Origin of the sequence: Bacillus sp. FSL M8-0266 (assembly GCF_038613425.1) — a bacterium.
Classification (GTDB): domain Bacteria; phylum Bacillota; class Bacilli; order Bacillales; family Bacillaceae; genus Bacillus; species Bacillus pumilus.
In genome coordinates this window covers 572273-597070 of record NZ_CP152015.1, presented here as the reverse complement: position 1 = coordinate 597070, position 24798 = coordinate 572273, and the positions used below count along the sequence as shown (strand labels likewise).

Annotated in this window: 22 protein-coding genes, 4 tRNA genes and 3 rRNA genes; 7 read left to right on the top strand and 22 right to left on the bottom strand. The window is 43.7% G+C overall.

The window, feature by feature from the left end; translation table 11 throughout:
- The first annotated feature begins 136 nt into the window (after nucleotides 1–136).
- A complete protein-coding gene (locus tag MKY83_RS02960; RefSeq protein ID WP_065099114.1) occupies nucleotides 137–2059 on the top strand; it encodes an ABC-F family ATP-binding cassette domain-containing protein in 1923 nt (640 codons plus the stop codon).
- A gap of 272 nt (nucleotides 2060–2331) precedes the next feature.
- On the opposite strand, the gene tsaD is transcribed toward MKY83_RS02960, so the two are convergent.
- The 12 genes from tsaD to MKY83_RS02900 all read right to left on the bottom strand — a co-directional run bounded on the left by tsaD (nucleotide 2332) and on the right by MKY83_RS02900 (nucleotide 11579).
- Nucleotides 2332–3360, bottom strand: coding sequence for a tRNA (adenosine(37)-N6)-threonylcarbamoyltransferase complex transferase subunit TsaD (tsaD, locus tag MKY83_RS02955; RefSeq protein WP_065099113.1), 1029 nt, complete (start codon nucleotides 3358–3360; stop codon nucleotides 2332–2334).
- Complete coding sequence (rimI, locus tag MKY83_RS02950; RefSeq protein WP_003214231.1) at nucleotides 3353–3781, bottom strand: ribosomal protein S18-alanine N-acetyltransferase; 429 nt, start codon at nucleotides 3779–3781, stop codon at nucleotides 3353–3355. The genes tsaD and rimI overlap by 8 nt, the downstream gene beginning before the upstream one ends.
- 25 nt (nucleotides 3782–3806) lie before the next feature.
- The gene (gene tsaB / locus MKY83_RS02945; RefSeq protein ID WP_065099112.1) at nucleotides 3807–4496 is read right to left on the bottom strand and encodes a tRNA (adenosine(37)-N6)-threonylcarbamoyltransferase complex dimerization subunit type 1 TsaB; all 690 of its coding nucleotides are present in this window, start codon (nucleotides 4494–4496) and stop codon (nucleotides 3807–3809) included.
- Nucleotides 4477–4953 (bottom strand): tRNA (adenosine(37)-N6)-threonylcarbamoyltransferase complex ATPase subunit type 1 TsaE, encoded by a 477-nt coding sequence (gene tsaE / locus MKY83_RS02940; protein WP_081277219.1) that lies wholly within the window; start codon nucleotides 4951–4953, stop codon nucleotides 4477–4479. Before tsaE ends, tsaB begins: the two co-directional genes overlap by 20 nt.
- 13 nt (nucleotides 4954–4966) lie before the next feature.
- Nucleotides 4967–5944 (bottom strand): thiamine-phosphate kinase, encoded by a 978-nt coding sequence (gene thiL, locus MKY83_RS02935; protein ID WP_065099110.1) that lies wholly within the window; start codon nucleotides 5942–5944, stop codon nucleotides 4967–4969.
- Between the two features lie 278 nt (nucleotides 5945–6222).
- A tRNA-Asp gene (locus MKY83_RS02930) sits at nucleotides 6223–6299 on the bottom strand.
- Between the two features lie 48 nt (nucleotides 6300–6347).
- Nucleotides 6348–6424 (bottom strand) — tRNA-Met (locus tag MKY83_RS02925).
- A gap of 18 nt (nucleotides 6425–6442) precedes the next feature.
- Nucleotides 6443–6558: ribosomal RNA gene (gene rrf, locus MKY83_RS02920) — 5S ribosomal RNA — on the bottom strand.
- Between the two features lie 61 nt (nucleotides 6559–6619).
- Nucleotides 6620–9550: ribosomal RNA gene (locus MKY83_RS02915) — 23S ribosomal RNA — on the bottom strand.
- A 182-nt stretch (nucleotides 9551–9732) separates the two neighbouring features.
- Nucleotides 9733–11281 (bottom strand): 16S ribosomal RNA (locus MKY83_RS02910).
- The 16S, 23S and 5S rRNA genes sit together here with 4 tRNA genes alongside, the layout of an rRNA operon.
- A gap of 136 nt (nucleotides 11282–11417) precedes the next feature.
- Nucleotides 11418–11491: transfer RNA gene (locus tag MKY83_RS02905), tRNA-Gly, on the bottom strand.
- Between the two features lie 11 nt (nucleotides 11492–11502).
- Nucleotides 11503–11579: transfer RNA gene (locus MKY83_RS02900), tRNA-Arg, on the bottom strand.
- Between the two features lie 369 nt (nucleotides 11580–11948).
- Between MKY83_RS02900 and gltP the strand changes: the two genes are divergently transcribed.
- Nucleotides 11949–13199 carry a glutamate-aspartate/proton symporter GltP gene (gene gltP / locus MKY83_RS02895; RefSeq protein ID WP_034666069.1) on the top strand — a complete coding sequence of 417 codons (1251 nt, stop codon included), beginning with the start codon at nucleotides 11949–11951 and terminating at the stop codon, nucleotides 13197–13199.
- A gap of 192 nt (nucleotides 13200–13391) precedes the next feature.
- Here the strand turns inward: gltP and MKY83_RS02890 are convergent, their stop codons facing one another.
- On the bottom strand, nucleotides 13392–14411 hold the full coding sequence (locus tag MKY83_RS02890) for a S66 peptidase family protein (protein WP_065097480.1): 1020 nt from the start codon (nucleotides 14409–14411) through the stop codon (nucleotides 13392–13394).
- A gap of 73 nt (nucleotides 14412–14484) precedes the next feature.
- A complete protein-coding gene (locus MKY83_RS02885) occupies nucleotides 14485–15360 on the bottom strand; it encodes a DMT family transporter (RefSeq protein ID WP_185108433.1) in 876 nt (291 codons plus the stop codon).
- Between the two features lie 296 nt (nucleotides 15361–15656).
- On the opposite strand from MKY83_RS02885, the gene MKY83_RS02880 reads away from it, so the two are divergent.
- Both MKY83_RS02880 and MKY83_RS02875 read left to right on the top strand, forming a co-directional pair.
- Nucleotides 15657–16382, top strand: a complete 726-nt coding sequence (locus MKY83_RS02880) for an AzlC family ABC transporter permease (RefSeq protein WP_044140617.1) — start codon at nucleotides 15657–15659, stop codon at nucleotides 16380–16382.
- The gene (locus tag MKY83_RS02875; RefSeq protein ID WP_044140616.1) at nucleotides 16379–16699 is read left to right on the top strand and encodes an AzlD domain-containing protein; all 321 of its coding nucleotides are present in this window, start codon (nucleotides 16379–16381) and stop codon (nucleotides 16697–16699) included. The genes MKY83_RS02880 and MKY83_RS02875 overlap by 4 nt, the downstream gene beginning before the upstream one ends.
- Before the next feature lie 36 nt (nucleotides 16700–16735).
- On the opposite strand, the gene MKY83_RS02870 is transcribed toward MKY83_RS02875, so the two are convergent.
- The 3 genes from MKY83_RS02870 to MKY83_RS02860 form a co-directional block, all read right to left on the bottom strand.
- Nucleotides 16736–17398 (bottom strand): O-methyltransferase, encoded by a 663-nt coding sequence (locus MKY83_RS02870; RefSeq protein WP_044140615.1) that lies wholly within the window; start codon nucleotides 17396–17398, stop codon nucleotides 16736–16738.
- 149 nt (nucleotides 17399–17547) lie between these two features.
- Entirely contained in the window at nucleotides 17548–17733 is a 186-nt protein-coding gene (locus tag MKY83_RS02865; protein ID WP_044140614.1) for a CsbD family protein, read from the bottom strand.
- A 153-nt stretch (nucleotides 17734–17886) separates the two neighbouring features.
- The gene (locus MKY83_RS02860; RefSeq protein WP_044140613.1) at nucleotides 17887–18876 is read right to left on the bottom strand and encodes an aldo/keto reductase family protein; all 990 of its coding nucleotides are present in this window, start codon (nucleotides 18874–18876) and stop codon (nucleotides 17887–17889) included.
- A 200-nt stretch (nucleotides 18877–19076) separates the two neighbouring features.
- Here MKY83_RS02860 and MKY83_RS02855 point away from each other — a divergent pair, with 200 nt between their 5' ends.
- Both MKY83_RS02855 and MKY83_RS02850 read left to right on the top strand, forming a co-directional pair.
- A complete protein-coding gene (locus tag MKY83_RS02855) occupies nucleotides 19077–19970 on the top strand; it encodes a LysR substrate-binding domain-containing protein (RefSeq protein WP_265209093.1) in 894 nt (297 codons plus the stop codon).
- A gap of 122 nt (nucleotides 19971–20092) precedes the next feature.
- On the top strand, nucleotides 20093–20644 hold the full coding sequence (locus tag MKY83_RS02850) for a GNAT family N-acetyltransferase (RefSeq protein WP_113768743.1): 552 nt from the start codon (nucleotides 20093–20095) through the stop codon (nucleotides 20642–20644).
- 4 nt (nucleotides 20645–20648) lie between these two features.
- On the opposite strand, the gene MKY83_RS02845 is transcribed toward MKY83_RS02850, so the two are convergent.
- Nucleotides 20649–21236, bottom strand: coding sequence for a LysE family transporter (locus MKY83_RS02845; RefSeq protein ID WP_065097486.1), 588 nt, complete (start codon nucleotides 21234–21236; stop codon nucleotides 20649–20651).
- 111 nt (nucleotides 21237–21347) lie between these two features.
- Here MKY83_RS02845 and MKY83_RS02840 point away from each other — a divergent pair, with 111 nt between their 5' ends.
- Entirely contained in the window at nucleotides 21348–21911 is a 564-nt protein-coding gene (locus tag MKY83_RS02840) for an XRE family transcriptional regulator (protein ID WP_065097487.1), read from the top strand.
- A 33-nt stretch (nucleotides 21912–21944) separates the two neighbouring features.
- Here the strand turns inward: MKY83_RS02840 and MKY83_RS02835 are convergent, their stop codons facing one another.
- The 4 genes from MKY83_RS02835 to MKY83_RS02820 form a co-directional block, all read right to left on the bottom strand.
- The gene (locus MKY83_RS02835; RefSeq protein ID WP_044140610.1) at nucleotides 21945–22238 is read right to left on the bottom strand and encodes a hypothetical protein; all 294 of its coding nucleotides are present in this window, start codon (nucleotides 22236–22238) and stop codon (nucleotides 21945–21947) included.
- 348 nt (nucleotides 22239–22586) lie between these two features.
- On the bottom strand, nucleotides 22587–23639 hold the full coding sequence (locus MKY83_RS02830; RefSeq protein WP_265209094.1) for an LLM class flavin-dependent oxidoreductase: 1053 nt from the start codon (nucleotides 23637–23639) through the stop codon (nucleotides 22587–22589).
- A 17-nt stretch (nucleotides 23640–23656) separates the two neighbouring features.
- The gene (locus MKY83_RS02825; RefSeq protein WP_003214133.1) at nucleotides 23657–24280 is read right to left on the bottom strand and encodes a nitroreductase family protein; all 624 of its coding nucleotides are present in this window, start codon (nucleotides 24278–24280) and stop codon (nucleotides 23657–23659) included.
- A complete protein-coding gene (locus MKY83_RS02820) occupies nucleotides 24264–24737 on the bottom strand; it encodes a MarR family transcriptional regulator (RefSeq protein WP_044140608.1) in 474 nt (157 codons plus the stop codon). The genes MKY83_RS02825 and MKY83_RS02820 overlap by 17 nt, the downstream gene beginning before the upstream one ends.
- Between the last annotated feature and the right edge of the window lie 61 nt (nucleotides 24738–24798).

Below are 24798 nucleotides of genomic sequence, written 5' to 3'. Positions count from 1 at the left end.
TTCAACGCTCCCTCACTCAAATGATACACTATTTTTTCCTATCTGTCTTTCATTTGAATATGGCGATTGTATGTAACATTTGCCGGTTTACTGCTGATAAGCTACACTTAACATATTATAGCAGAGGTGAAGTTACATGATGATTCTACAAGTGAATCAGCTATCCAAATCGTTTGGTGCTGATACCGTTTTAACGAATATAAAATTGGAAGTCAAAGCAAGGGATCGGATTGCCATTGTAGGTCGTAACGGCGCAGGCAAATCCACCCTTTTGAAAATCATTGCCGGTCAATTGTCTTACGAGCAAGGTGAGATCATCAAACCAAAAGACCTATCGATCGGCTATTTAGCACAGCATACCGATGTGACGTCTACACGTACGTTAAAAGACGAATTATTATCGGTTTTTGATCATTTAAAAAAGATGGAACAAGAGATGAGAACCATCGAGGAGAAAATGGCTTCCTCCACAGGTTCTGAGCTGGATTCCCTCATGAAAACCTATGACAGGCTACAGCAGGAATTTAAAGATCAAGGCGGCTATCAATACGAAGCAGACGTCCGCTCCATTCTTCATGGGCTCGGCTTTAGTCACTTTGAAGATGGGACAACCGTTCAATCCTTAAGCGGCGGCCAGAAAACCCGTCTAGCGCTTGGAAAGCTCTTATTAATGAAACCAGAACTCTTAATTTTGGACGAGCCGACCAACCATTTAGATATTGATACCTTATCATGGCTGGAGCAGTATTTGCAAAATTATACAGGCGCCATTCTGATCGTGTCCCATGACCGCTACTTCTTAGACAAAGTGGTGAACCATGTATATGAAGTCTCAAGAACTGCTATGAAAAAATTTGCAGGCAACTATAGTAAGTATCTTGATCTGAAAGCTGAGCAGCTAGAGCGCGATATGAAGCTTTACGAAAAGCAGCAAGAGGAAATCTCAAAGCTCCAAGACTTCGTAGATCGCAACCTGGCAAGAGCCTCAACCACAAAGCGCGCTCAGAGCAGACGCAAGCAACTGGAACGGATGGATCGTATAGATAAGCCATTAGGTGATGAAAAATCCGCAAACTTTCATTTTGATATTACGAGACAAAGCGGCAATGATGTGCTGAAGGTACATGATCTCGACATTCGTTATGATGAAAAAACACCGCTTCTATCCTCTCTTTCTTTTCAGATCAAACGCGAGGATAGCGTGGCACTCATTGGTCCTAATGGGATCGGAAAATCAACCCTTTTAAAAACGTTAACGAACACATTAAAGCCTGTAAAAGGCGACATCACCTTTGGATCTCATGTCACAATCGGCTACTATGACCAAGAACAAGCCAAACTGACATCCTCCAAAAAAGTGCTCAATGAGCTTTGGGATGACTATCCTCATATGAATGAAAAAGAAATTCGGACATGTTTAGGGAACTTCCTCTTTTCCGGTGACGACGTCTTAAAGCCCGTTCATGCATTAAGCGGTGGAGAAAAAGCGCGCCTTGCCCTGGCAAAGCTGATGCTCCAAAAAGCCAATTTCCTGATACTTGATGAGCCTACAAACCATTTGGACTTAGATAGTAAGGAAATTTTAGAAAATGCACTGATTGATTATCCAGGAACCATCTTATTTGTCTCGCATGACCGTTATTTTATCAACCGTCTGGCAACGAAAGTATTCGAGCTGTCACCTTCAGAAACAAAAGAGTATCTCGGTGATTATGACTACTACCTTGAAAAGAAAAATGAACAATTAGAGCTTGAAGCGATTCAAGAAAATGAGGCGCTGAAAAAACAAGCAGCAAAGCCAGTTGAAACGGCAAAGCTTTCGTATGCGGAAGAAAAAGAACTGAAAAAGAAAGAAAGACAAAAGCAGCGCAGAATCGAGGAAATTGAAGAACGGATTGCTGTCATTGAAGCGAAGCTTGGTGAAAATGAAGAGCTTCTATGTGATCCTGCTATTTTTCAAGATCACGAGAAGGTCCAAAACATTCAAACAGAAAATGATACGCTTCATCAAGAGCTGGAATCCCTTTTCGCAGAGTGGGAAGAGCTATCCGAATCGTAAAGAGTGCCCTAATGGGTGCTCTTTTTTCTTTTTAGTGAAGATTTCTTATCCACATTAATATCCACAATAACTTCTTTATTATTCTTTTAAAAATCGGACTTATCCACTTTATCCACAGAGATTTAATCACATATCCACATAAAAGAACGTATTTGTGCACATCCACTTCATTTTAAAACGAAATTTTCTAACAATTGTGGATATATCATGTTTACTTGTGAATAAATCGCTTTCATTAAAAATGAAAAAAACCTGTGTATCCACAGGAGTTTTCATTCATATGAGACAAGTGGTAAGCCCGGCTGGCCATTCATCGCCATATCGCCTCTTATACCTTTTTCAAACGCAATGGTTCCAGCAGCAGCGATCATGGCTGCATTGTCTGTACAAAGAGATAATGGTGGAATAATGACCTTCACGTCAGGAAGCTTTGTGAATGCTGTCGTTAAGGCTTCTCTCAGTCCTTTATTGGCAGCGACTCCACCAGCTAGGACAACCTGCTTGACGCCATAGGCCTCTGCCGCTTTTAATGTTTTCCCAACAAGCACCTCAATGACACTTGCTTGAAAACTTGCTGCCAAATTCTCTGGAGCAATTGTTTCTCCTTTTTGAGATGCATTGTGTAGTGTGTTAATAACAGCTGATTTTAATCCACTAAAGCTAAAGTGATAGGAACCTTCTTCAAGCCATGCACGTGGAAGCTTAATCGTTGGCTCTCCTTCATGTGCTAACCGATCAATATGAGGTCCGCCTGGATACGGAAGACCCATCGTCCGGGCCACTTTATCGTAAGCTTCTCCAGCCGCATCATCTAATGTTTCTCCGATAACCTCAAAAGATCCGTGCTCTTTCATTAGTACAAGCTCAGTATGTCCACCAGAGACGACAAGAGCCAAACATGGAAACTCCAATTCATCTACAAGTTGGTTTGCATAAATATGCCCCGCAATATGATGTACACCAACAAGAGGAATTTGATGAGCAAAGCTCAGTGCCTTTGCTGCATTGACACCGATTAGAAGGGCACCGACTAAGCCTGGTCCTTCTGTGACAGCAATGGCATCTAAATCCTGAAAGCTCATATTAGCCTGTGCCATTACTTCTTCTAACACGATGGTGACTTGCTCCACGTGATGCCTTGAAGCGATTTCTGGGACAACTCCGCCAAATCGTTTATGGCTTTCTATTTGCGATGCGACAACATTCGCTACAATTTCTTTCCCATTTTTCACAATAGATGCAGCTGTTTCATCACAGCTTGTCTCTATACCTAATATGAATCGATCTGTTTGTTCATTCATTTATATTCACCCACATGACCAATGCATCTTCCCCATTATCCGTATAATAATTCTTTCGAATAGAAGCTGGTCTGAAACCAAGCTTTTCATAAAGGGATTGTGCGGGTGTATTTGAAACCCGCACCTCTAAAGAAAGATGATCTGTCTTTTTTTCTTTACAAAATTCCATGACATATCGCAGCAACGCTTCCCCGTAACCCTTTCCTCTATGCTCAGGGAGAATCGCAATGTTCGTAATTTGTGCATCGTCCATGACGATCCAGACCCCGCAATATCCAACAGGCTGCTCATCTTCTTCAATGAGAAAATAATGGCTGTACTGGTTATGAAGAATCTCATAGACAAATGATTCTTTTTTCCAAGGGGCAGTAAACGAATGCACTTCAATCGTATACACCTCTGGAATGTCCGCTACTGTCATTTTTCGAATCTCTGTTATGTTGAGATTATTTTTGTCCTTCAAGCCATTTCACTTCCGCTTCTGCCAAACGAATATAGTTAGGAACAAGCTGATGGACATCTTCAGCAGGACGATCTGCCGCTAAAAATGCAAGCATTGAAGGTCTTGGGTTATGAAAAGCTCCCTCCGCTATCACAGCCGTTTCTCCTAAAATGGAGCGAATGCTCTCCTCATGAAGATGCACATCCTGTCCAAGAAATAGGACAGGCTTTCCTGTTTGCTTCAGCTCATGAAGCCAATCCGTGAGCAAGATATTTTGGTCTGGTTTGATCTCTTTGATCTTTCCTTCTTCAAACGTATATAGCCCAGTATATACTTGTCCTCTTCTCGCATCGAATAGTGGCGAGACCCATCCGTCAAAGTATTGACCATTTGCCGCAAGTGTTTCTAAACTCGAAACAGCCGATATCGGGATAGATAGCGTCCATGCGAGTGTTTTTGCAATGGTCACACCGATTCGGACGCCAGTGTAGGAACCAGGTCCTTTTGCTACAACAATTTTACTTAGTTCACTTGGCGCTACACCACATTCTTTCAACAATGCCTCAACAGTCGGCATCGCTCGGACGGAATGGTTCTTTTTTAAATACGTGATGCTCTCACCAATCACTGTGGAATCTTTGACAAGGGCAATTCCTAGTGTATGGTTTGACGTATCAATTGCCAGTATGGTCAAATTCTTTCATCTCCTTACAAAGGGTCTCATAGCGTTCCCCTTTTGCACTAAACGTGAGATGACGTTCTTCTTCACGTTCTGTTCTCAGCATTTCTATTTTCAAATAGGAGGAAGGCAATTGAGGTCCAATGAGATGTGCCCACTCAACCAAGCATACACCTTCACCCTCAAAATATTCTTCGAGCCCGATATCTTCTTCCGCATCTTCCATGCGGTACACGTCCATATGATAAAGTGGCAGTCTGCCATCGGTATATTCTTTAATGATCGTAAAGGTAGGGCTGTTGACGATACGGGTAATCCCTAAGCCTTCTGCAAAACCTTTTGAAAAAGTCGTTTTGCCTGCGCCTAAATCCCCTTCTAATGTCAAAACATCGCCTGGCATCACAAGTTTGGCCAAAGCAGCGGCAATTCGTTTCGTCTCATCCGCACCTTTTGTCGTCCATGTTAATTTCACAGTTGATGTCACCTCATTTCTTAAAATGATTATATCCATTTTTCATTAACATTGTTTGCTGTTCATTGTCTTTTAATAGAACGCTTGCTGCTTGATTACCTTTGACTTGTCCAATGCGTTTGACTTGAATGTCTTTTTTTCTACATTGCATTTCAAAGCTTTCCCAATCATCCTCTGGAATCGCACCAGTTAATACAAAGTCTTCCCCGCCAAATAACACCCATTCCAGCCAGTCTTTACGCAGCACTTGTAAATCTGGATGTACGGGGAGCTTGTTTGTTTCTATCTCTATCGTCACATGACTCGCTTCGGCTATCTCATTCAGCTCACTCGCTATTCCATCACTCACATCATTCAAAGTGACCCGAGGGAAGCTTGAGCAAATGAGACCAGCAACAATGTGAGGCTTAGGCTTTTTATGACGCTCAAGAAAAAAGGCTGTGTCGACTGCCTTGGGAGGGACTATTTCGTTCATTAAAAGTGATAAGCCCGCAGCTGATGAACCAAGCTCACCTGTGACAAAGACGACGTCTCCTGTCTGAGCACTGTGACGATAACAAGCTTTCCCCTTTGGTACCTCGCCAATGACCGTCACTGTAATGACAAAGTCACTGCGAGTGGCAACCGTATCTCCACCAATCAAATCCATTTGATAAGTATCAGCCAATGCTTTCATTCCCTCGTAAAGGGCTGAAACGACCGTCTCATCACCATGAGGCGGGATTGCAATTGATACAAGATAATACTTTGGGGTTCCCCCCATTGCGGCGATATCACTGACATTGACCGCTAGTGCTTTAAAGCCAATCTCAAAAGGTGTGGAAAAATCAAAGCGAAAATGAACATGCTCCACCATTGTATCAACACAAACGACCTCTTCACAATGTGAATGAGGTTGATAAACACTTGCATCATCACCGATGCCCATAACCAAAGAACGCTGATGTGTTTCTTTTGGTGTAATTCGGCGAATAAGATCAAATTCATCCATAAAAAGACAGCCCCTTCATGCAATCAATTGATTGAATAGACACGATGTCAGACATAATTAGTATTAGTGTAAGCCAATATGAGTTTCAGTTTCAATTAAAAATGATATAAAGAAAGCCTGGTATGAAAAAAACCAGGCTGGGTTAAAGTGATCTATCTTTTCTTTTTACATAACATGTAGCCAAACACAAAGCCATTCAATGTATCTTGGATACGTATGAAAAGAAAAAGACATAAAAAAAAACGAAACTATACGTTTTCGTTTACAAGTCATAAAAATGGCGGTCCGGACGGGACTCGAACCCGCGACCTCCTGCGTGACAGGCAGGCATTCTAACCAACTGAACTACCGGACCATTTTGGTTGCACTCACTGAGCACTACCTATTGGTATATAAAATAATTTGGTTGCGGGGGCAGGATTTGAACCTGCGACCTTCGGGTTATGAGCCCGACGAGCTACCGAACTGCTCCACCCCGCGACGATATAAATATAACAAGCTTGGCGGCGTCCTACTCTCACAGGGGGAGACCCCCAACTACCATCGGCGCTGAAGAGCTTAACTTCCGTGTTCGGTATGGGAACGGGTGTGACCTCTTCGCTATCGCCACCAAACCTGATGGAGAGAATGTTCTCTCAAAACTAGATAACAATGTTCAAGCTTCACATTAGAATATAGGTTAAGTCCTCGATCTATTAGTATCTGTCAGCTCCACGTGTCACCACGCTTCCACCTCAGACCTATCAACCTGATCATCTTTCAGGGATCTTACTTCCTTGCGGAATGGGAAATCTCATCTTGAGGGGGGCTTCATGCTTAGATGCTTTCAGCACTTATCCCGTCCGCACATAGCTACCCAGCGATGCCCTTGGCAGAACAACTGGTACACCAGCGGTGCGTCCATCCCGGTCCTCTCGTACTAAGGACAGCTCCTCTCAAATTTCCTGCGCCCGCGACGGATAGGGACCGAACTGTCTCACGACGTTCTGAACCCAGCTCGCGTACCGCTTTAATGGGCGAACAGCCCAACCCTTGGGACCGACTACAGCCCCAGGATGCGATGAGCCGACATCGAGGTGCCAAACCTCCCCGTCGATGTGGACTCTTGGGGGAGATAAGCCTGTTATCCCCGGGGTAGCTTTTATCCGTTGAGCGATGGCCCTTCCATGCGGAACCACCGGATCACTAAGCCCGACTTTCGTCCCTGCTCGACTTGTAGGTCTCGCAGTCAAGCTCCCTTGTGCCTTTACACTCTGCGAATGATTTCCAACCATTCTGAGGGAACCTTTGGGCGCCTCCGTTACATTTTAGGAGGCGACCGCCCCAGTCAAACTGCCCACCTGACACTGTCTCCCTGCCCGATAAGGGCAGCGGGTTAGAAGGTCAATACAGCCAGGGTAGTATCCCACCGATGCCTCCACCGAAGCTAGCGCTCCGGTTTCCAAGGCTCCTACCTATCCTGTACAAGCTGTACCAACATTCAATATCAGGCTGCAGTAAAGCTCCACGGGGTCTTTCCGTCCTGTCGCGGGTAACCTGCATCTTCACAGGTACTATAATTTCACCGAGTCTCTCGTTGAGACAGTGCCCAGATCGTTGCGCCTTTCGTGCGGGTCGGAACTTACCCGACAAGGAATTTCGCTACCTTAGGACCGTTATAGTTACGGCCGCCGTTTACTGGGGCTTCAATTCGCACCTTCGCTTACGCTAAGCGCTCCTCTTAACCTTCCAGCACCGGGCAGGCGTCAGCCCCTATACTTCGCCTTACGGCTTCGCAGAGACCTGTGTTTTTGCTAAACAGTCGCCTGGGCCTATTCACTGCGGCTTCTCGGGGCTTTAACACCCTAAGAAGCACCCCTTCTCCCGAAGTTACGGGGTCATTTTGCCGAGTTCCTTAACGAGAGTTCTCTCGATCACCTTAGGATTCTCTCCTCGCCTACCTGTGTCGGTTTGCGGTACGGGCACCTCTCACCTCGCTAGAGGCTTTTCTTGGCAGTGTGGAATCAGGAACTTCGCTACTAAATTTCGCTCGCCATCACAGCTCAGCCTTCACGGGAAACGGATTTGCCTATTTCCCAGCCTAACTGCTTGGACGCGGATATCCAATACCGCGCTTACCCTATCCTCCTGCGTCCCCCCATTGCTCAAATGGTGAGGAGGTGGTACAGGAATATCAACCTGTTGTCCATCGCCTACGCCTTTCGGCCTCGGCTTAGGTCCCGACTAACCCTGAGCGGACGAGCCTTCCTCAGGAAACCTTAGGCATTCGGTGGACGGGATTCTCACCCGTCTTTCGCTACTCATACCGGCATTCTCACTTCTAAGCGCTCCACCAGTCCTTCCGGTCTGACTTCACAGCACTTAGAACGCTCTCCTACCACTGTTCGTAAGAACAGTCCGCAGCTTCGGTGATACGTTTAGCCCCGGTACATTTTCGGCGCAGAGTCACTCGACCAGTGAGCTATTACGCACTCTTTAAATGGTGGCTGCTTCTAAGCCAACATCCTGGTTGTCTAAGCAACTCCACATCCTTTTCCACTTAACGTATACTTTGGGACCTTAGCTGGCGGTCTGGGCTGTTTCCCTTTCGACTACGGATCTTATCACTCGCAGTCTGACTCCCAAGGATAAGTCATCGGCATTCGGAGTTTGACTGAATTCGGTAACCCGGTAGGGGCCCCTAGTCCAATCAGTGCTCTACCTCCGAGACTCTTACCTTGAGGCTAGCCCTAAAGCTATTTCGGAGAGAACCAGCTATCTCCAGGTTCGATTGGCATTTCACCCCTACCCACACCTCATCCCCGCACTTTTCAACGTGCGTGGGTTCGGGCCTCCATTCAGTGTTACCTGAACTTCACCCTGGACATGGGTAGATCACCTGGTTTCGGGTCTACGACCACGTACTCATGCGCCCTATTCAGACTCGCTTTCGCTGCGGCTCCGCATCTTCTGCTTAACCTTGCACGGGATCGTAACTCGCCGGTTCATTCTACAAAAGGCACGCCATCACCCTTTAACGGGCTCTGACTACTTGTAGGCACACGGTTTCAGGATCTATTTCACTCCCCTTCCGGGGTGCTTTTCACCTTTCCCTCACGGTACTGGTTCACTATCGGTCACTAGGGAGTATTTAGCCTTGGGAGATGGTCCTCCCGGATTCCGACGGAATTTCACGTGTTCCGCCGTACTCAGGATCCACTCTGGAGAGAACAACATTTCAGTTACAGGGCTGTTACCTTCTTTGGCGGGCCTTTCCAGACCTCTTCGCTTATATCGTTCCTTTGTAACTCCGTATAGAGTGTCCTACAACCCCAAGAGGCAAGCCTCTTGGTTTGGGCTGTTCCCGTTTCGCTCGCCGCTACTCAGGGAATCGCATTTGCTTTCTCTTCCTCCGGGTACTTAGATGTTTCAGTTCCCCGGGTATGCCTTCTCATACTCTATGTATTCAAGTATGGATACTACTCCATTACGAGCAGTGGGTTTCCCCATTCGGAAATCTCCGGATCAAAGCTTGCTTACAGCTCCCCGAAGCATATCGGTGTTCGTCCCGTCCTTCATCGGCTCCTAGTGCCAAGGCATCCACCGTGCGCCCTTTCTAACTTAACCATTTCTTACTTTAGAAAGAATCACTATGTGTGATGAACTTTGCATTGCATTCAATGTGAATGTATTACTTATTGTTATCTAGTTTTCAAAGAACAATCCTGTCTCGCTAGAGACATGTTTTGAAGGAATGATCCTTCAAAACTAAACAAGACGAAAACGCACGCTGCTCCATATATCCTTAGAAAGGAGGTGATCCAGCCGCACCTTCCGATACGGCTACCTTGTTACGACTTCACCCCAATCATCTGTCCCACCTTCGGCGGCTGGCTCCATAAAGGTTACCTCACCGACTTCGGGTGTTACAAACTCTCGTGGTGTGACGGGCGGTGTGTACAAGGCCCGGGAACGTATTCACCGCGGCATGCTGATCCGCGATTACTAGCGATTCCAGCTTCACGCAGTCGAGTTGCAGACTGCGATCCGAACTGAGAACAGATTTATGGGATTGGCTAAACCTTGCGGTCTCGCAGCCCTTTGTTCTGTCCATTGTAGCACGTGTGTAGCCCAGGTCATAAGGGGCATGATGATTTGACGTCATCCCCACCTTCCTCCGGTTTGTCACCGGCAGTCACCTTAGAGTGCCCAACTAAATGCTGGCAACTAAGATCAAGGGTTGCGCTCGTTGCGGGACTTAACCCAACATCTCACGACACGAGCTGACGACAACCATGCACCACCTGTCACTCTGTCCCCGAAGGGAAAGCCCTATCTCTAGGGTTGTCAGAGGATGTCAAGACCTGGTAAGGTTCTTCGCGTTGCTTCGAATTAAACCACATGCTCCACCGCTTGTGCGGGCCCCCGTCAATTCCTTTGAGTTTCAGTCTTGCGACCGTACTCCCCAGGCGGAGTGCTTAATGCGTTAGCTGCAGCACTAAGGGGCGGAAACCCCCTAACACTTAGCACTCATCGTTTACGGCGTGGACTACCAGGGTATCTAATCCTGTTCGCTCCCCACGCTTTCGCTCCTCAGCGTCAGTTACAGACCAGAGAGTCGCCTTCGCCACTGGTGTTCCTCCACATCTCTACGCATTTCACCGCTACACGTGGAATTCCACTCTCCTCTTCTGCACTCAAGTTTCCCAGTTTCCAATGACCCTCCCCGGTTGAGCCGGGGGCTTTCACATCAGACTTAAGAAACCGCCTGCGAGCCCTTTACGCCCAATAATTCCGGACAACGCTTGCCACCTACGTATTACCGCGGCTGCTGGCACGTAGTTAGCCGTGGCTTTCTGGTTAGGTACCGTCAAGGTGCGAGCAGTTACTCTCGCACTTGTTCTTCCCTAACAACAGAGCTTTACGATCCGAAAACCTTCATCACTCACGCGGCGTTGCTCCGTCAGACTTTCGTCCATTGCGGAAGATTCCCTACTGCTGCCTCCCGTAGGAGTCTGGGCCGTGTCTCAGTCCCAGTGTGGCCGATCACCCTCTCAGGTCGGCTACGCATCGTCGCCTTGGTGAGCCATTACCCCACCAACTAGCTAATGCGCCGCGGGTCCATCTGTAAGTGACAGCCGAAACCGTCTTTCATCCTTGAACCATGCGGTTCAAGGAACTATCCGGTATTAGCTCCGGTTTCCCGGAGTTATCCCAGTCTTACAGGCAGGTTACCCACGTGTTACTCACCCGTCCGCCGCTAACATCCGGGAGCAAGCTCCCTTCTGTTCGCTCGACTTGCATGTATTAGGCACGCCGCCAGCGTTCGTCCTGAGCCAGGATCAAACTCTCCGAAAAAGTACAAAACCGAAGTTTTGTTTTTCGTCAGCGTTTGACTGACTACCTATGATGTTTCATAGGATTTTTTTATAAATACTCGAATTAACAGGTACGTTTTGTCTTGTTTAGTTTTCAAAGATCATATTTCAAAAAATGGAGCGGGTGATGAGAATCGAACTCACGACATCAGCTTGGAAGGCTGAGGTTTTACCACTAAACTACACCCGCGTGGTTTGTATTGGCGCGCCCGAGAGGAGTCGAACCCCTAACCTTTTGATCCGTAGTCAAACGCTCTATCCAATTGAGCTACGGGCGCTTAATCAGGCGACTTAATTATCTTAACATATCGTTTTTATCAAGTCAACATCTTTTTAAGATTTGTTTATCGCATATGTTTGAATGTCTTTGTTTCAAATACGTCATCAGCGACGATTAAAAATATACCATGGATCATATAAAAGGGTCAATACATTTTTCTAAAAAAGTTTCATATTTTTTAAGAGATGGTTTTTTCTTAGATAAATAGAGATGCGATAGCCCTATTTTCTTCTCTTTCTTCATAATCCCAATGATTCTTAAATAAAATCTTTCTAAATCCAAAGGAGGACAAAACATGGTCACATAGAATTTTTATTTATTGGAAAATTCTTAAAATTTTCCAAGCATTTAAAGGGGGTAGGAGATGATGAAAAAGTTCGTCGCTTTTCAAATCATGATCGCTTTGGTGATAGGAGCTCTTATCGGCCATTTCTTTCCTGACTTCGGGATGGCTCTCAGGCCAATTGGAGATGGATTCATCAGGTTGATTAAAATGATCGTTGTTCCTATCGTTTTCTCTACCATTGTTATTGGTGCAGCTGGCAGTGGTGGTATGAAGAAAATGGGAAGCCTAGGATTAAAGACGATCATTTGGTTTGAGGTCATCACAACCATCGTTCTAGGAATTGGTCTATTGCTGGCTAATGTTCTAAAGCCTGGCGTTGGCCTCGATTTCTCTAAGTTAGCTAAGAAAGATATTGGTGAATTAGATGGCTATACGCAGAAAGTCGTCGACTTTAAACAAATGGTACTCGATATCATTCCAACGAATATCGTCGATGTCATGGCTCAAAATGATTTACTTGCTGTCATTTTCTTCGCCATATTATTTGGTGTAGCCGCAAGCGGCATCGGTAAGGCATCCGCTCCTGTTCTCACCTTCTTTGAATCAGTGGCACAAATTATGTTTAAGCTAACACAGATGGTCATGGTGACAGCACCTATTGGAGTGCTTGCATTAATGGCTGCTTCCGTTGGTCAATATGGCATTGTGTTATTAATCCCGATGATGAAACTTGTTGGGACTGTATTTTTAGGATTATTCATTATTCTCTTTGCTTTGTTCCCTCTAGTCGCACTGATCTTCCGTTTTAACTACTTCGAAGTTTTAAAAATGATTTGGGATTTGTTCTTGGTTGCCTTCTCTACTACAAGTACAGAAACTGTCCTTCCTCAGCTTATGTCACGAATGGAGAAATACGGCTGTCCGAAAAGAATTGTCTCCTTTGTCATTCCATCTGGTCTTTCTCTCAATTGTGATGGGTCCAGTTTATATTTATCGGTTTCCTGCGTGTTTCTTGCACAAGCGTTTGGTGTCGACATGAGTTTGTCACAGCAGCTTTTGATGATGCTTGTTCTTGTGTTAACGAGTAAAGGGATTGCAGCGGTGCCATCCGGTTCACTCGTCGTACTTTTGGCAACCGCCCATGCAGTAGGTCTTCCAGCAGAAGGCGTCGCCATTATCGCCGGTGTCGATCGAATTATGGATATGGCCCGAACAGGTGTGAATGTTCCAGGTCATGCCGTTGCATGTATTGTCGTATCGAAATGGGAAAAAGTATTCCGCGAGTCTGCTTGGGAAGTTCCAAAAGCAGGTGAAGAAACCAAAGGAATGTAGTGTTATATGAAGGAAAGGGCTTCCCCTTTCCTTCAGCGTGTAGACAAACCCTCGCATTCTTTGTCAGGTCTGTGTGCCGGTGCTCACGAATGTCAAATTCGCTCCGCTCCGGTACTCGTCCTTCCTAGACTTCAAAGGTTTTCTATCACGCTGAAAAGAAGACAAAAGGAAAGGGCTTCCCCTTTCCTTTTCTTATGATAAAAATGCTTGCTTTAGGACTGCTTTGCCTTGAGGTTGCAGCTGCACTTCTGCATATGCGCCATTAATCAGCGTCATTTGCGGCGGGACATGCCCACAATCTATATCGTAAAAAATGGGGATTTGTAATTCCTTTTGTAATTCTTCATATACGTCCTGATATTGATACCCTTCCACTGGCACATCCACTGCACTTCGTCCAAACATAATACCTGAACAGTGATCAAACCATCCTGCTAGTTTTAATTGAACAAGCGATCTCTTCACGCTTGCAGCATTTAATTCGCAGTTTTCGAAGTACCAGAGAATTGGTTCATCTTTTAAGAATGTTTTTTGAAAAGCTTTGACGTCTCCAAAAGGCGTCCCCGCTAAGTGGCGAATGACATCAATACAGCCGCCCATCAGTCTCCCCTTTACCATCTTTTCTTGTCGATCAACCGTATGCCATGCGGTCGGTTCTGTTAAATGAAAAACATGTTCAATCGAATTGTCATACTGCCATTCCTTTTGATACATAGATGAAGAATATTGGCTGATGTCCATTTCCCCTTTTGTTGAAAGTACTTCTTCCCACATGACAGTCGTTTGATCAAGCTCTTCTCCCTGAAGATCTACTAGGTTCGGCCCATGCGCAGTAGCAATGCCTGTTTTGAATGTCAACGCCAGCAGGAGTGCACTCGTATCTGAGTAACCAAGAATCCACTTTTTTTGCATCGATGAGAAATCAAGGTGCTCTAGCACTTCCATTAGAAGCTGCCCTCCCCATGGCGGGATGATGTGATCAATCTCATCACAAGTCATCATGTACTGAAGCTCCTTTGCTCGTTCTACGGCAGGAGCTGATTTTGCCTTTTCCTGGTGCCATACCGTATCTCCACATATGACATCATAGCCTCTTTTTTTCATTCGCTCGCATGAGAGCTGAAACATGTCATGCAAAGATGGCTGTACACCTGAGGAAGGTGCTGTGACGCCAATTGTTTGTCCTTTTTGTAATTGTGGAAATTGTATCATCCTATTTCCCTCCATCCTCTCTTAATCTCTCATTTATAAAGAAGATGCCCCCTATTACAAGGGACATCTTCTTTTATTCCTTTTGACGCAGCACAGTATAGACACCTGCAAAGATACATAGAATGCCAATGAATGAGCGTAATCCCATTTCTTCTCCCAAAAGCAGCCAGCCAAGAACGGCACCTACGATCGGTTGAAAGAAAAAGAACAAACCACCGCTTGAGGCATCCATTAATTGAAGCCCTCTATTCCATAAAAAGAATGCTAGAGCTGTTGAGATGATGCCTAGATAAAGAATACCGCCCCAAATCTCCGGTCTTGCCATCTGTTCCACTTCTAGGTGAGGTAAACGAAATAATACAGGCGGTGTTAAAACAATGAATGCAATGATGATCGCATATGTGGTTGTCACCACCTGAGGGTACTTTCCTGGAACACGTTTGAGCAAAACAGACATCACCGCCCATGTTAAAGCAGCGAAGACCAATGAAAGACCACCAACAAATTCATCTGTCTGTACTGCAACTGGTCCAATCATGAGCCATACACCTGCTGTAGCAAGCAGGATGGATACGCACTTTCGAACAGTCATGGCTTCTTTTAATAGAAAGAAAGCAAACAGCACCATAAACGCAGGAGTTGCAGATGTAATAACAGCCCCCATTTGTGCAGAAGTATACATCGTCCCAATTTCTTGAGTCACGATTGAAAGGAAATTTCCGATCAGCCCAATCAACACCACAAGCGGGATATCTTTTTTATCTAATCGAAAGGAATAGCCCAAGCGCCAAATGGTGAACACCAAAACGACTCCTGCTACAGCATATCTCATCCAGACGAGCTCAAGTGGCGGAACAACCGCTACTGTTACTTTGACAACAACGTACATGCCGCCCCAAATACTTGCTGCGATTGCTAGGTAAAGGGCACCTATATATTTTTCATTCATCATTTTCCCTCCGTTATTGGATATTTTGAGTACCATATCCACAAACGGAGATCACTCTCCGTTATGGACGGAGGGCATTTGGAACATCATGTTCAAACAAAGGTTTCCACAGCATTGTCGTCACTCCATTTTTTTTATTTTCTGATACTTTATAACAAATTCTGGTTGACTTCAATCCTTTTTTGTCACCTTTTTTCTTCATATAATAGAAGATAAGCGGCTATTGACATGCTGAATTCGTTTTCATATAGTAAGTAAAACGATAGGTGGTCATGCTGGAAAAGGAGTAGAGGTCGTTGGATATTGAAGCTAGAAAACATATTCCCAGCACGGAACATGAACCATTTCTCGAGGGAATAAAAGATTGTGTGCCAACCCTGCTTGGTTATATGAGTATCGGGTTTGCCTTTGGAATTGTTGGAATTAGCGCACAGTTGAGCCTATGGGACATTGCGCTTCTATCAATCTTTATTTACGCAGGTGCTTCACAGTTTATTATCTGCGCACTGCTTGTCACGGGAAGTCCCCTTTCCGCTATTATTCTCACTACATTTATTGTGAATCTGCGTCATTTATTGCTAAGCCTGACGCTGGCTCCTCATTTTACACGCTACTCTTTGAAACAAAATATTGGATTCGGTCTATTGCTGACTGATGAATCCTTTGGCGTAGCCATGAATAAATTAGCTCAGCATGGAAAGCTCAATAACCGGTGGATGCATGGGCTGAACATAACGGCTTATTTGTGCTGGATTGCTGCCTGTATACTTGGCGGCATTTTTGGACACTGGATCTCAAATCCTGAAGCACTTGGTCTTGATTTTGCCCTTTCCGCTATGTTTGCTGCACTGCTGGTTCTTTCTTTGCAAACTGTGCCTAAAAGTAAATTAACCCATCGCCTGTCACTTGTTTTGTATATGGTCATTACAATGTTTGTTCTGCTTCATTTTGTTCCCTCACACGTGGCTGTTCTGTTAGCCACCATGATTGTCGCAACCATTGGGGTGGTGACAGATAAATGATCAGCAGTTTTATGATGTGGCTCATTCTCGGCTGTATGATTGTCACTGTGATTCCAAGGGTCGTTCCCTTTATATTTGTACGAAGTATCGAGCTGCCTGAAGTGGTGCTCAAGTGGTTATCGTTTATTCCCATTTGTATCTTTACGGCTTTGATTGCAGAGCATTTGTTCATTCATAATACAACAGGCGTCACCATTCACTGGATGTACCTTGCTGTCTTGGTTCCGACCGTCGTGATCGCTGTTTGGACAAAGAGCTTATCACTTACTGTTCTTGTAGGCGTCCTGCTGATGGGGACTGCCAGATGGTTTTTTTAAAAGAAAAAGCTTAACCGCATGTGGTTAAGCTTTGTTTCATTTTACGATTCCGTATACAAATCCATCGTAACCCTTTTCACCGACAGTTTGAATGGCTGTAGCCTCTATTCTTGACTCTTGTTTGAGTAAATTGAAAAATTCACGAGTTCCTTGCACTCGTTCATCCCCATCAGAGTCATGAAGGACTGCTCCATTTCTGACGACATTGTCTGCAATAATGACTGTTCCCTTTTTTGAGAAGTGTAACGCCCACTTTAGATATTTCGGGTTGTTCGGTTTATCTGCATCAATGAAAATCAAATCGAATGGAAGCACATCCCTCTCTTTTAACTGAGCTAGCGTATTCAATGCCTTTCCTTGCAAAATGCTCACCCGTTCCGATAAGCCCGCTCTACTAATGTTTTGCTGCGCAATCTGTACATGGTGGCTAACAGCCTCTAATGTGATGAGTTCTCCATCCTCTTCAAGAGCACGCGCCAACCAAATGGTACTGTATCCACCAAGTGTCCCGATCTCTAAAATGCGCTTTGCATTCTTGGTTTTTGCTAATAAATAAAGCATTTTCCCTTGAGCTGGTGACACATCAATTTCTGGCAGGCCTGCTTGCTTATTATGAGTAAGAGCTTGCTCCAAAACATCATCTTTAGGAATCAACTTGTCTGTGATATACTCGTCAACTTTCTCCCACACTTGCTTCATCTTAACCATCTCCCTTGGCCATGTCTTCTGTCTCAAGTCTACATGATGATAGCGAGCGCGTATAATCAATTCTTTTCACACATCTATTCATTTTATTGATGAAAGACATGTCATGATGGTGACATGAAGCAGTGCCATGTTTTTCGGATTTACTGGTTCAGGTGATTTTTCAAATCCCCTTTTTTATCTTGAAGCTTTCCTTTGGCTTGATCCTTTTTCCCTTCTGCTTTCAGGTTTTGATGATCTGTTGCTTTGCCAAGCTTCTCTTTCAATTGACCTTTGGCTTGATTTGTTTTTCCTTTCGCTTTATCCATATGTCCTTTTTTTTCACTCATTTGTTCCACCTCCACGTTTGATACTATTCATTTAGCCTTTTTCACAGATACAAAACATCTGAGTGTGCGATCCAAGAAACTACAGCAACAAGAAAATCCAGCCAAGGTCGGCTGGATTAAAAAATAATGATCTATAAGATAGACTTAAAAGCTTTAACCTGTTTTACTCTGATCGTACTCAACAAGATCACCTAGAATTTCGTCAATCTGATTCATCATCTCAGTTTCAATTTTCACCTCAGATGCTAAAGCATTCTCCCTCACCTGTTCTGGACTAGAAGCACCGATAATTGCTGCAGAAACGTTCTGGTTTTGCAGTACCCATGCTATCGCAAGCTGAGCGAGAGTAAGATCAACCTCTTGTGCGATGGGCTTAAGCTTTTGGATCGCCTCTAAGGTGTTATTATTCATCCAGCGTTGAGCAAGGTTTTTAAAAAAAGGTTTTCCAGCAGATGAGTTAGCACGCGAATTAGTCGGAAGTGATTTTCCTGGAAGATACTTTCCAGTAAGGATCCCCTGGGCCAAAGGCGACCATACTACCTGGCCAAGTCCTTCACGCTGGCAGGTCGGTATTACATCACTTTCAATGATTCTCCATAACATGGAGTATTGAGGTTGGCTGGCGATAAGGGGGACATTTAGCTCTCGTGCAAGCGCTGCCCCTCGAGTAATTTGTTCTGCTGTCCACTCACTTACACCAATATAGTTCACTTTCCCCTGTCTTACTAGATCTGCGAAAGCTAACATCGTTTCTTCCAGAGGTGTAGTTGGATCAAACCTGTGTGCATAGTAAATATCAATATAATCCGTTTGTAAACGTCGCAAAGAGGCATGACAGTTTTCCAAAATATGCTTGCGTGATAATCCTCTATCGTTTTTCCCAGCACCGGTTGGATGACATACTTTTGTACATAGTTCAATGCTCTCCCGCCGGATCCCTTTTAAAGACCTGCCTAGTATCTCTTCAGCCTTGGTGTCTGAATAAACATCAGCAGTATCAAACGTCGTAATACCAACATCAAGAGCAGCTTTCACACAATCATGGGCAGTTTCTTCATTTATCTTACCACCATGATTAATCCAATTTCCGTATGCAAGTTTACTAATTGTTAATCCACTATTTCCAAGTTTACTATACTCCATAATAATGCCCTCCTTTTGAAAGAATACTTTCATTATAAAAAGAGGTCGTTAATATGTATAATATATATATTCAGATAAATATATATATATTTTATATAATTAAAATATTTCCATTAAAAAAACGCAAAACTGTTTAATCACAATCCTTCGTAATCAATTACAACAATAAGCAAGGTTGAAATTTATAGGGGGCATAAAAAATGGATCTGAGACAAATACGTTATTTTATCATGGTTGCTGAAGAACTAAATTTTAGCCGGGCAGCTGAACGTCTTAAAATGGCACAGCCTCCATTAAGTCAAGAAATCCGCAAATTAGAAGAAGAGTTAGGTGTTACGCTTTTTCATAGAACGAGAAGACAGGTTGAACTTTCAGATTCGGGGAGAGTATTTTTAGAAGAAGCCCGCCGTACGCTTCTTCAAGTAGATAGAACGATTAAAGCAACACAGCTTGCAGATGACGGAAGAATAGGTCATTTAACGATTGGTTTCGTTGATTCTACTGATATTGTGATTGATATTATTAAAAGGTTTCGAGAAAGTTTCCCTAACATCCATCTTGTCTTATGTGAAATGGCTACAGAACAGCAGTTAAAAGCACTATATAAGAAAGAAATTCAAATAGGATTTATTCGTTCTAACCAAAATAATAAGATACTTACCTCAGTAATTTGTTGTGAGGAATCATTAAGCTTGGTTTTGCCAGAAAATCATCCTTTAGCTTCATTTCCCAAAGTTCCAATTCATTTATTAGCCAATGAACCATTTATCATGTTTCCACGTCATCTAGGTGCAGCATTTTATGATTTAATTATCAGCTACTTTTGGGAAAATAGCATAAGTTTAAACGTAGTTCAGGAAGCTATTCAAATGCATACGATTGTGAATTTAGTTGCTGCAGGAATGGGAATCTCTGTGGTTCCATCCTCAGTAGAAAGCGTAAAACGCTCAGGGGTTGTTTATAGAAAAATCCAAGAAACTACACCAAAAGTAAATTTATATGTTTCATGGAGACAAGATGAAACATCAACCGTCGCTGACCACTTTTTAACAGTTGTGAGAGAAGCCTATTTAAGTTCTCAGTCTAAATCATGAAAATCCAGCCAGGGTCAGCTGGATTAAAAAATAATGATCTATAAGACAGACTTAAAAGCTTTCACCTGCTATGTACACGTTTCAGGTATGATAGACATAATGGAAAGAAGGGTTGGTGTTCTATGATGATCTCTGAAAACATATTCACCGTTCGTGGTTTGACCTATCGTATTCGGTCTGCTGCAATTGGCGATGCCAAGCAGTTATCAGCTCTCAGACTGAAAATTGATGGTGAAACAGAATATTTAGACCGTGAACCAGGCGAAGCCTTTCTTCATGAAAAAGATTTTCAGGTGTTGATTCAAGAGGATACAAAGCAAAGCAGGCATTTATTTTTGGTCGCTGATATTGAAGGAGAAATTGTTGGTTTCTCCAGGTGTGAGGGACATTCACTCAAACGCTCTGCTCACAAAGTGACTTTTGGCGTCGCCATACAAAAGGATGCTTGGGGCTATCACATTGGCAAAGAGCTTTTAGCCGCTTCTATTGACTGGGCTGATCAGCAAGGCATCCAGAAGATGTCACTTCAAGTGCTGGAAACGAACCAAAAAGCCATTCGGTTATATGAGCACCATGGCTTTCTGATTGAAGGGGTATTAAAAAAGGATAAACGTCTGGCAGATGGACTTTATTACAATACTGTTGTGATGGGCAGGCAGCGGCCAAGCTTCTGACTACTTACATCACATAGCCCCATACCATTGAAATCGCACTGTATATTAGAAGCAGCCCCATGACATACTGGAACGGTCTTTCATAAGCAGTCAAAAAGCGCTTATACAAAGAACCAAATAAGCTCCAGCTAAATGTACCGAGAAATCCAATAAGTGCGAGAATCAGCGTCCATATGACATACTGCATATTCGATTGTCCATATGGCAAAACAAATGTTGAAATCACAGTCAATCCATACAAGATCGCTTTTGGGTTGATAAATTGCAGCATCATACCAGGGATAAAATGATTGTAGCGATCAAGTGTTTCGTCATCCCCGCCTTTACTTTTCATGATTTTGACCGCTAAATAAATCATGTATGCAGCTCCGATGAACGCCATGACCCAGCCTATTTTCGGCATCACTTGATAGAGAATGATATTAAAGAAGCAACTCAAACACAAAATAACGAGAAATCCGATACCCACACCTAAACAAAATCGAAATGTTTGCTTGACCCCATATTTATTCGTAAAAACCATGGCCATGATGTTGTTTGGCCCTGGGGTAAAGCTGCTCACAAAAGCATAGATCAACATAGAAAGAATCATAGTTGCCGCCTCCCTTGTACGTTATTAAGACTTTAATTACTTTATTGCGTATGTTACGCTTTATTGTAACGTTTGGTCTTTATAAAGTAAATAGAGAAAGGAGTTTTTTTCATGGAAGATGTACAATCGATTATTTCTAAAAATGTGAGGCTTCTTAGAGACCAAAAGAAATTAAGCCTCGAAAAGATGGCAGAATTAACTGGTGTCAGCAAAACCATGATTGGACAAATTGAAAGAGGAGAATCAACCCCTACCATCACGACTTTATGGAAAATCGCCAACGGATTAAAGGTATCTTTTAGTGAGCTCATTCACGCACCACAGCCTGAAATCAAAGTAGTACGCAATGAAGATGCACAGATTTTAACGGAAGATGATGGGCGATATCGCGTATATACGACTTTTCCTTTTGATGACCGGGGGAAATTTGAAGTGTACAGAGTAGAAATTGATCCTGGCGGGTCGCTGCATGCAAATGAACACATTGGCGGGACAGAGGAATTGATCACTGTTTTTGAGGGGACGCTTAATGTATCCATTGGTGATGAGCAATACAGCTTAAAAGTCGGCGACTCCATTCGTTTTAAAGCGGACCGTACGCATGCATATAAACAAACCGGAGAACAAATGGTCCGGCTGCAAATGATTCTTTATTATCCTCATGAAAAAAGCTGACAGGCTTGTCCACCTGTCAGCTTTGCATTTTATTTAATTAAATCCTGGATCGCGTACCACTGTTCCAGTAAATGTGACACTATATTTTCCTAATCCTAATTCTTTAATAGAGGTTTGTTTTAAAATACCGACCCAGCCATCCTCTGCATATACAATACTTTCTGGGATGTTTGATGTCGTATATGTTCTTGTTACTGAAACAGTTCGACTGGCCTGAGCCGTTATTTCACTGTTTGTTTGCTCCTTTGCTTCCACTGGAGTAGTTGTGACCCCAGCACCCGTTAAGACAATTGCTCCAACCAAAACAGAAGACATGACCTTTTTCATAAAAAAATCCCTCCCTTTTTTTGTAGAACATAATAACCATACCATAATTCAGTACTTATATAAGATATTTTTTCATTTTTTTGAAAATTATGATATGATTGTCTTATGTTGGATAGAGAGTGTTTTATACTTCTGTGCTTTTATCCTCATCTCATTCCGTCAAACAATTGTGAACGGAGGTGATTTCATGAAAAAATGGCTCATCTGTTTTCAACTTGTTTTCCTCTTCACCTTGACGACCACACCACTTGCTTCTGCTGCTTCATGCCCTACAGTGAAACCTTGTGTCATTGATCCTTAAGCATCAAAAAGGTCGATCAAGCCTATTCACTTGATCGACCTTTTTCGTTATGCTTGCTCTGCTTCCCAGCGGGCAACCTCTTCTCTTACTTTAGGAGCGACTTCTTTTCCAAATAACTCAATGGCTTTTAATACTTGATCATGCGGCATTGAACCAACCGGTACATGAAGCATAAAACGCGTGATTCCTACATTTTTTCTAAGGTGAATCACTTTCTCTGCCACGGTATCTGGATCTCCTACATACAGCGCACCTTCTAACGTTCTCGCTGCATCAAATGTAGAACGAGTATATGGTCCCCAGCCTCGCTCTCTTGCTAATGTGTTCATCACATGCTGTGTGGAAGGGAAGAATTGGTCTGCTGCCAGTTCTGTTTCTGCCGCAACAAATCCATGCGAATGTGATGCCACGGTTAATTTCTCTGGGTCATGTCCTGCGTGCACTGCCGCTTGCTTGTACAGCTGTACAAGCGGTGCGAATTGTCTAGGACTTCCGCCAATGATAGCAAGTACTAAAGGCAGTCCCAATAATCCAGCACGTACGACAGATTCACGGTTTCCTCCACTGCCGATCCAGATTGGAAGCGGATCTTGAACAGGTCTTGGGTATACCCCAACATCCTGGATAGCTGGGCGATGCTTTCCGCTCCATGTAACACGCTCAGACTGCTGTAATTTGAGCAACAAATCGAGCTTTTCTTCAAATAATTCTTCATAGTCATCAAGGTCATAGCCAAAGAGCGGGAATGATTCAATAAATGAACCACGACCTGCCATAATTTCTGCACGCCCGTTTGATAGTCCATCTAGCGTTGCAAAATCCTGAAAGACACGAACAGGATCTGCTGATGAAAGGACTGTCACTGCACTTGTCAGGCGGATATTCTTTGTCTGTGTTGCTGCAGCCGCTAAGACAACAGCGGGATTCGATGCAGCGAAATCTTGTCGATGATGCTCACCTACGCCAAATACATCGAGACCGACTTGATCTGCTAAAATAATTTCTTCTACTACTTCTCGAATACGCTGTGCGTGACTGACTGTTTTTCCTGTTTGAAAATCAGGTGTTGTTTCTACAAATGTACTAATTCCTAGTTCCATGAATGGAACCCCCTATCTTATAAATATGTCACAAATTCAGAGACAGGCTTTCGGTAGCCTCTCGGTTGTCTGCTCTCTACTTTTTCTTTTCCTAGTGTGATCATTAACACAGGAACTAAATCCGAATCGATGTTGAGCACCTTTTTCATTGCTTCAGGGTCAAAGCCGATCATTGGGCACGTGTCCCAGCCCTTGTTTTTGGCGGCGAGCATAAACAGCATCGCAGATAATGAAGCATTGCGGATTGCCTCTTCTTTCTGAAAATCTGCTCCTCTCTGTTCATAAAAGCTCATCGTCTCTCTGACCATTTCTTCGTATTGCTGCGTGTTTAAAATGCCAAGCATTTTCAGACCTTCATAAATGTTCGCCGCTTGCTGATAAGCCTTTGGGTCTCCCAGTACAATGATCGCTGCTGAGGCGGAATGCACTTTATATTGTCCAAATGCGGCTTCTCTTACTTGTTCTTTGAGACCTTCTGTTTGGACGACGACATATTGTGTGTGCTGTAAGTTAAAAGCAGATGGTGCCATTTTGACCTCTTCAAAAATGCTGTTAAGCTCTTCTCTTGAAATCGAGATATTTGGCAAAAAATTTGATGCGGATCGTCTTTCACGAACCAATGTATCAAAGCTGAGAGTCATCTTGTTTCCCCTTTTCGTGAAGTTGTTCTGCACCTAAACCAATTTTTTTTAGTAATTCAATGAGCTGTTCTTTTTCTTCTTTTTCAATAAAGGATAGGTTTTGTGAAATGACATCAGTGTGTTTAGGAAAAATGTCGTCAAACAATTGTTTTCCTTTTTCCGTCAGTAATACATGAAATACACGTTTATCAGAGGGCGCACATTGCCTTTTCACGAGCTCTTGTTTTTCTAGTTTGTTCACGACATATGTCATGCTTCCACTTGGGATTGACAGGATGTCGCTGATCTTTTGGACGGGATGCGGCCCCTTACTATAGAGCAATTCAAGGATCTGAAAGTTTTCAAATCCGATATCATAACGTTCAATGTCTGTTTGGATATTTGTAAAAAGGGCTTGATAGGCTTTCATCCACACGCGGAATAGCCTTAAGTCTAATTCATGTTCATGCTGCACCATGGCAACTACTCCTTTTTCAATAAATCCTAAAACTAGGATAGATTTATCCTAACACTAGGAT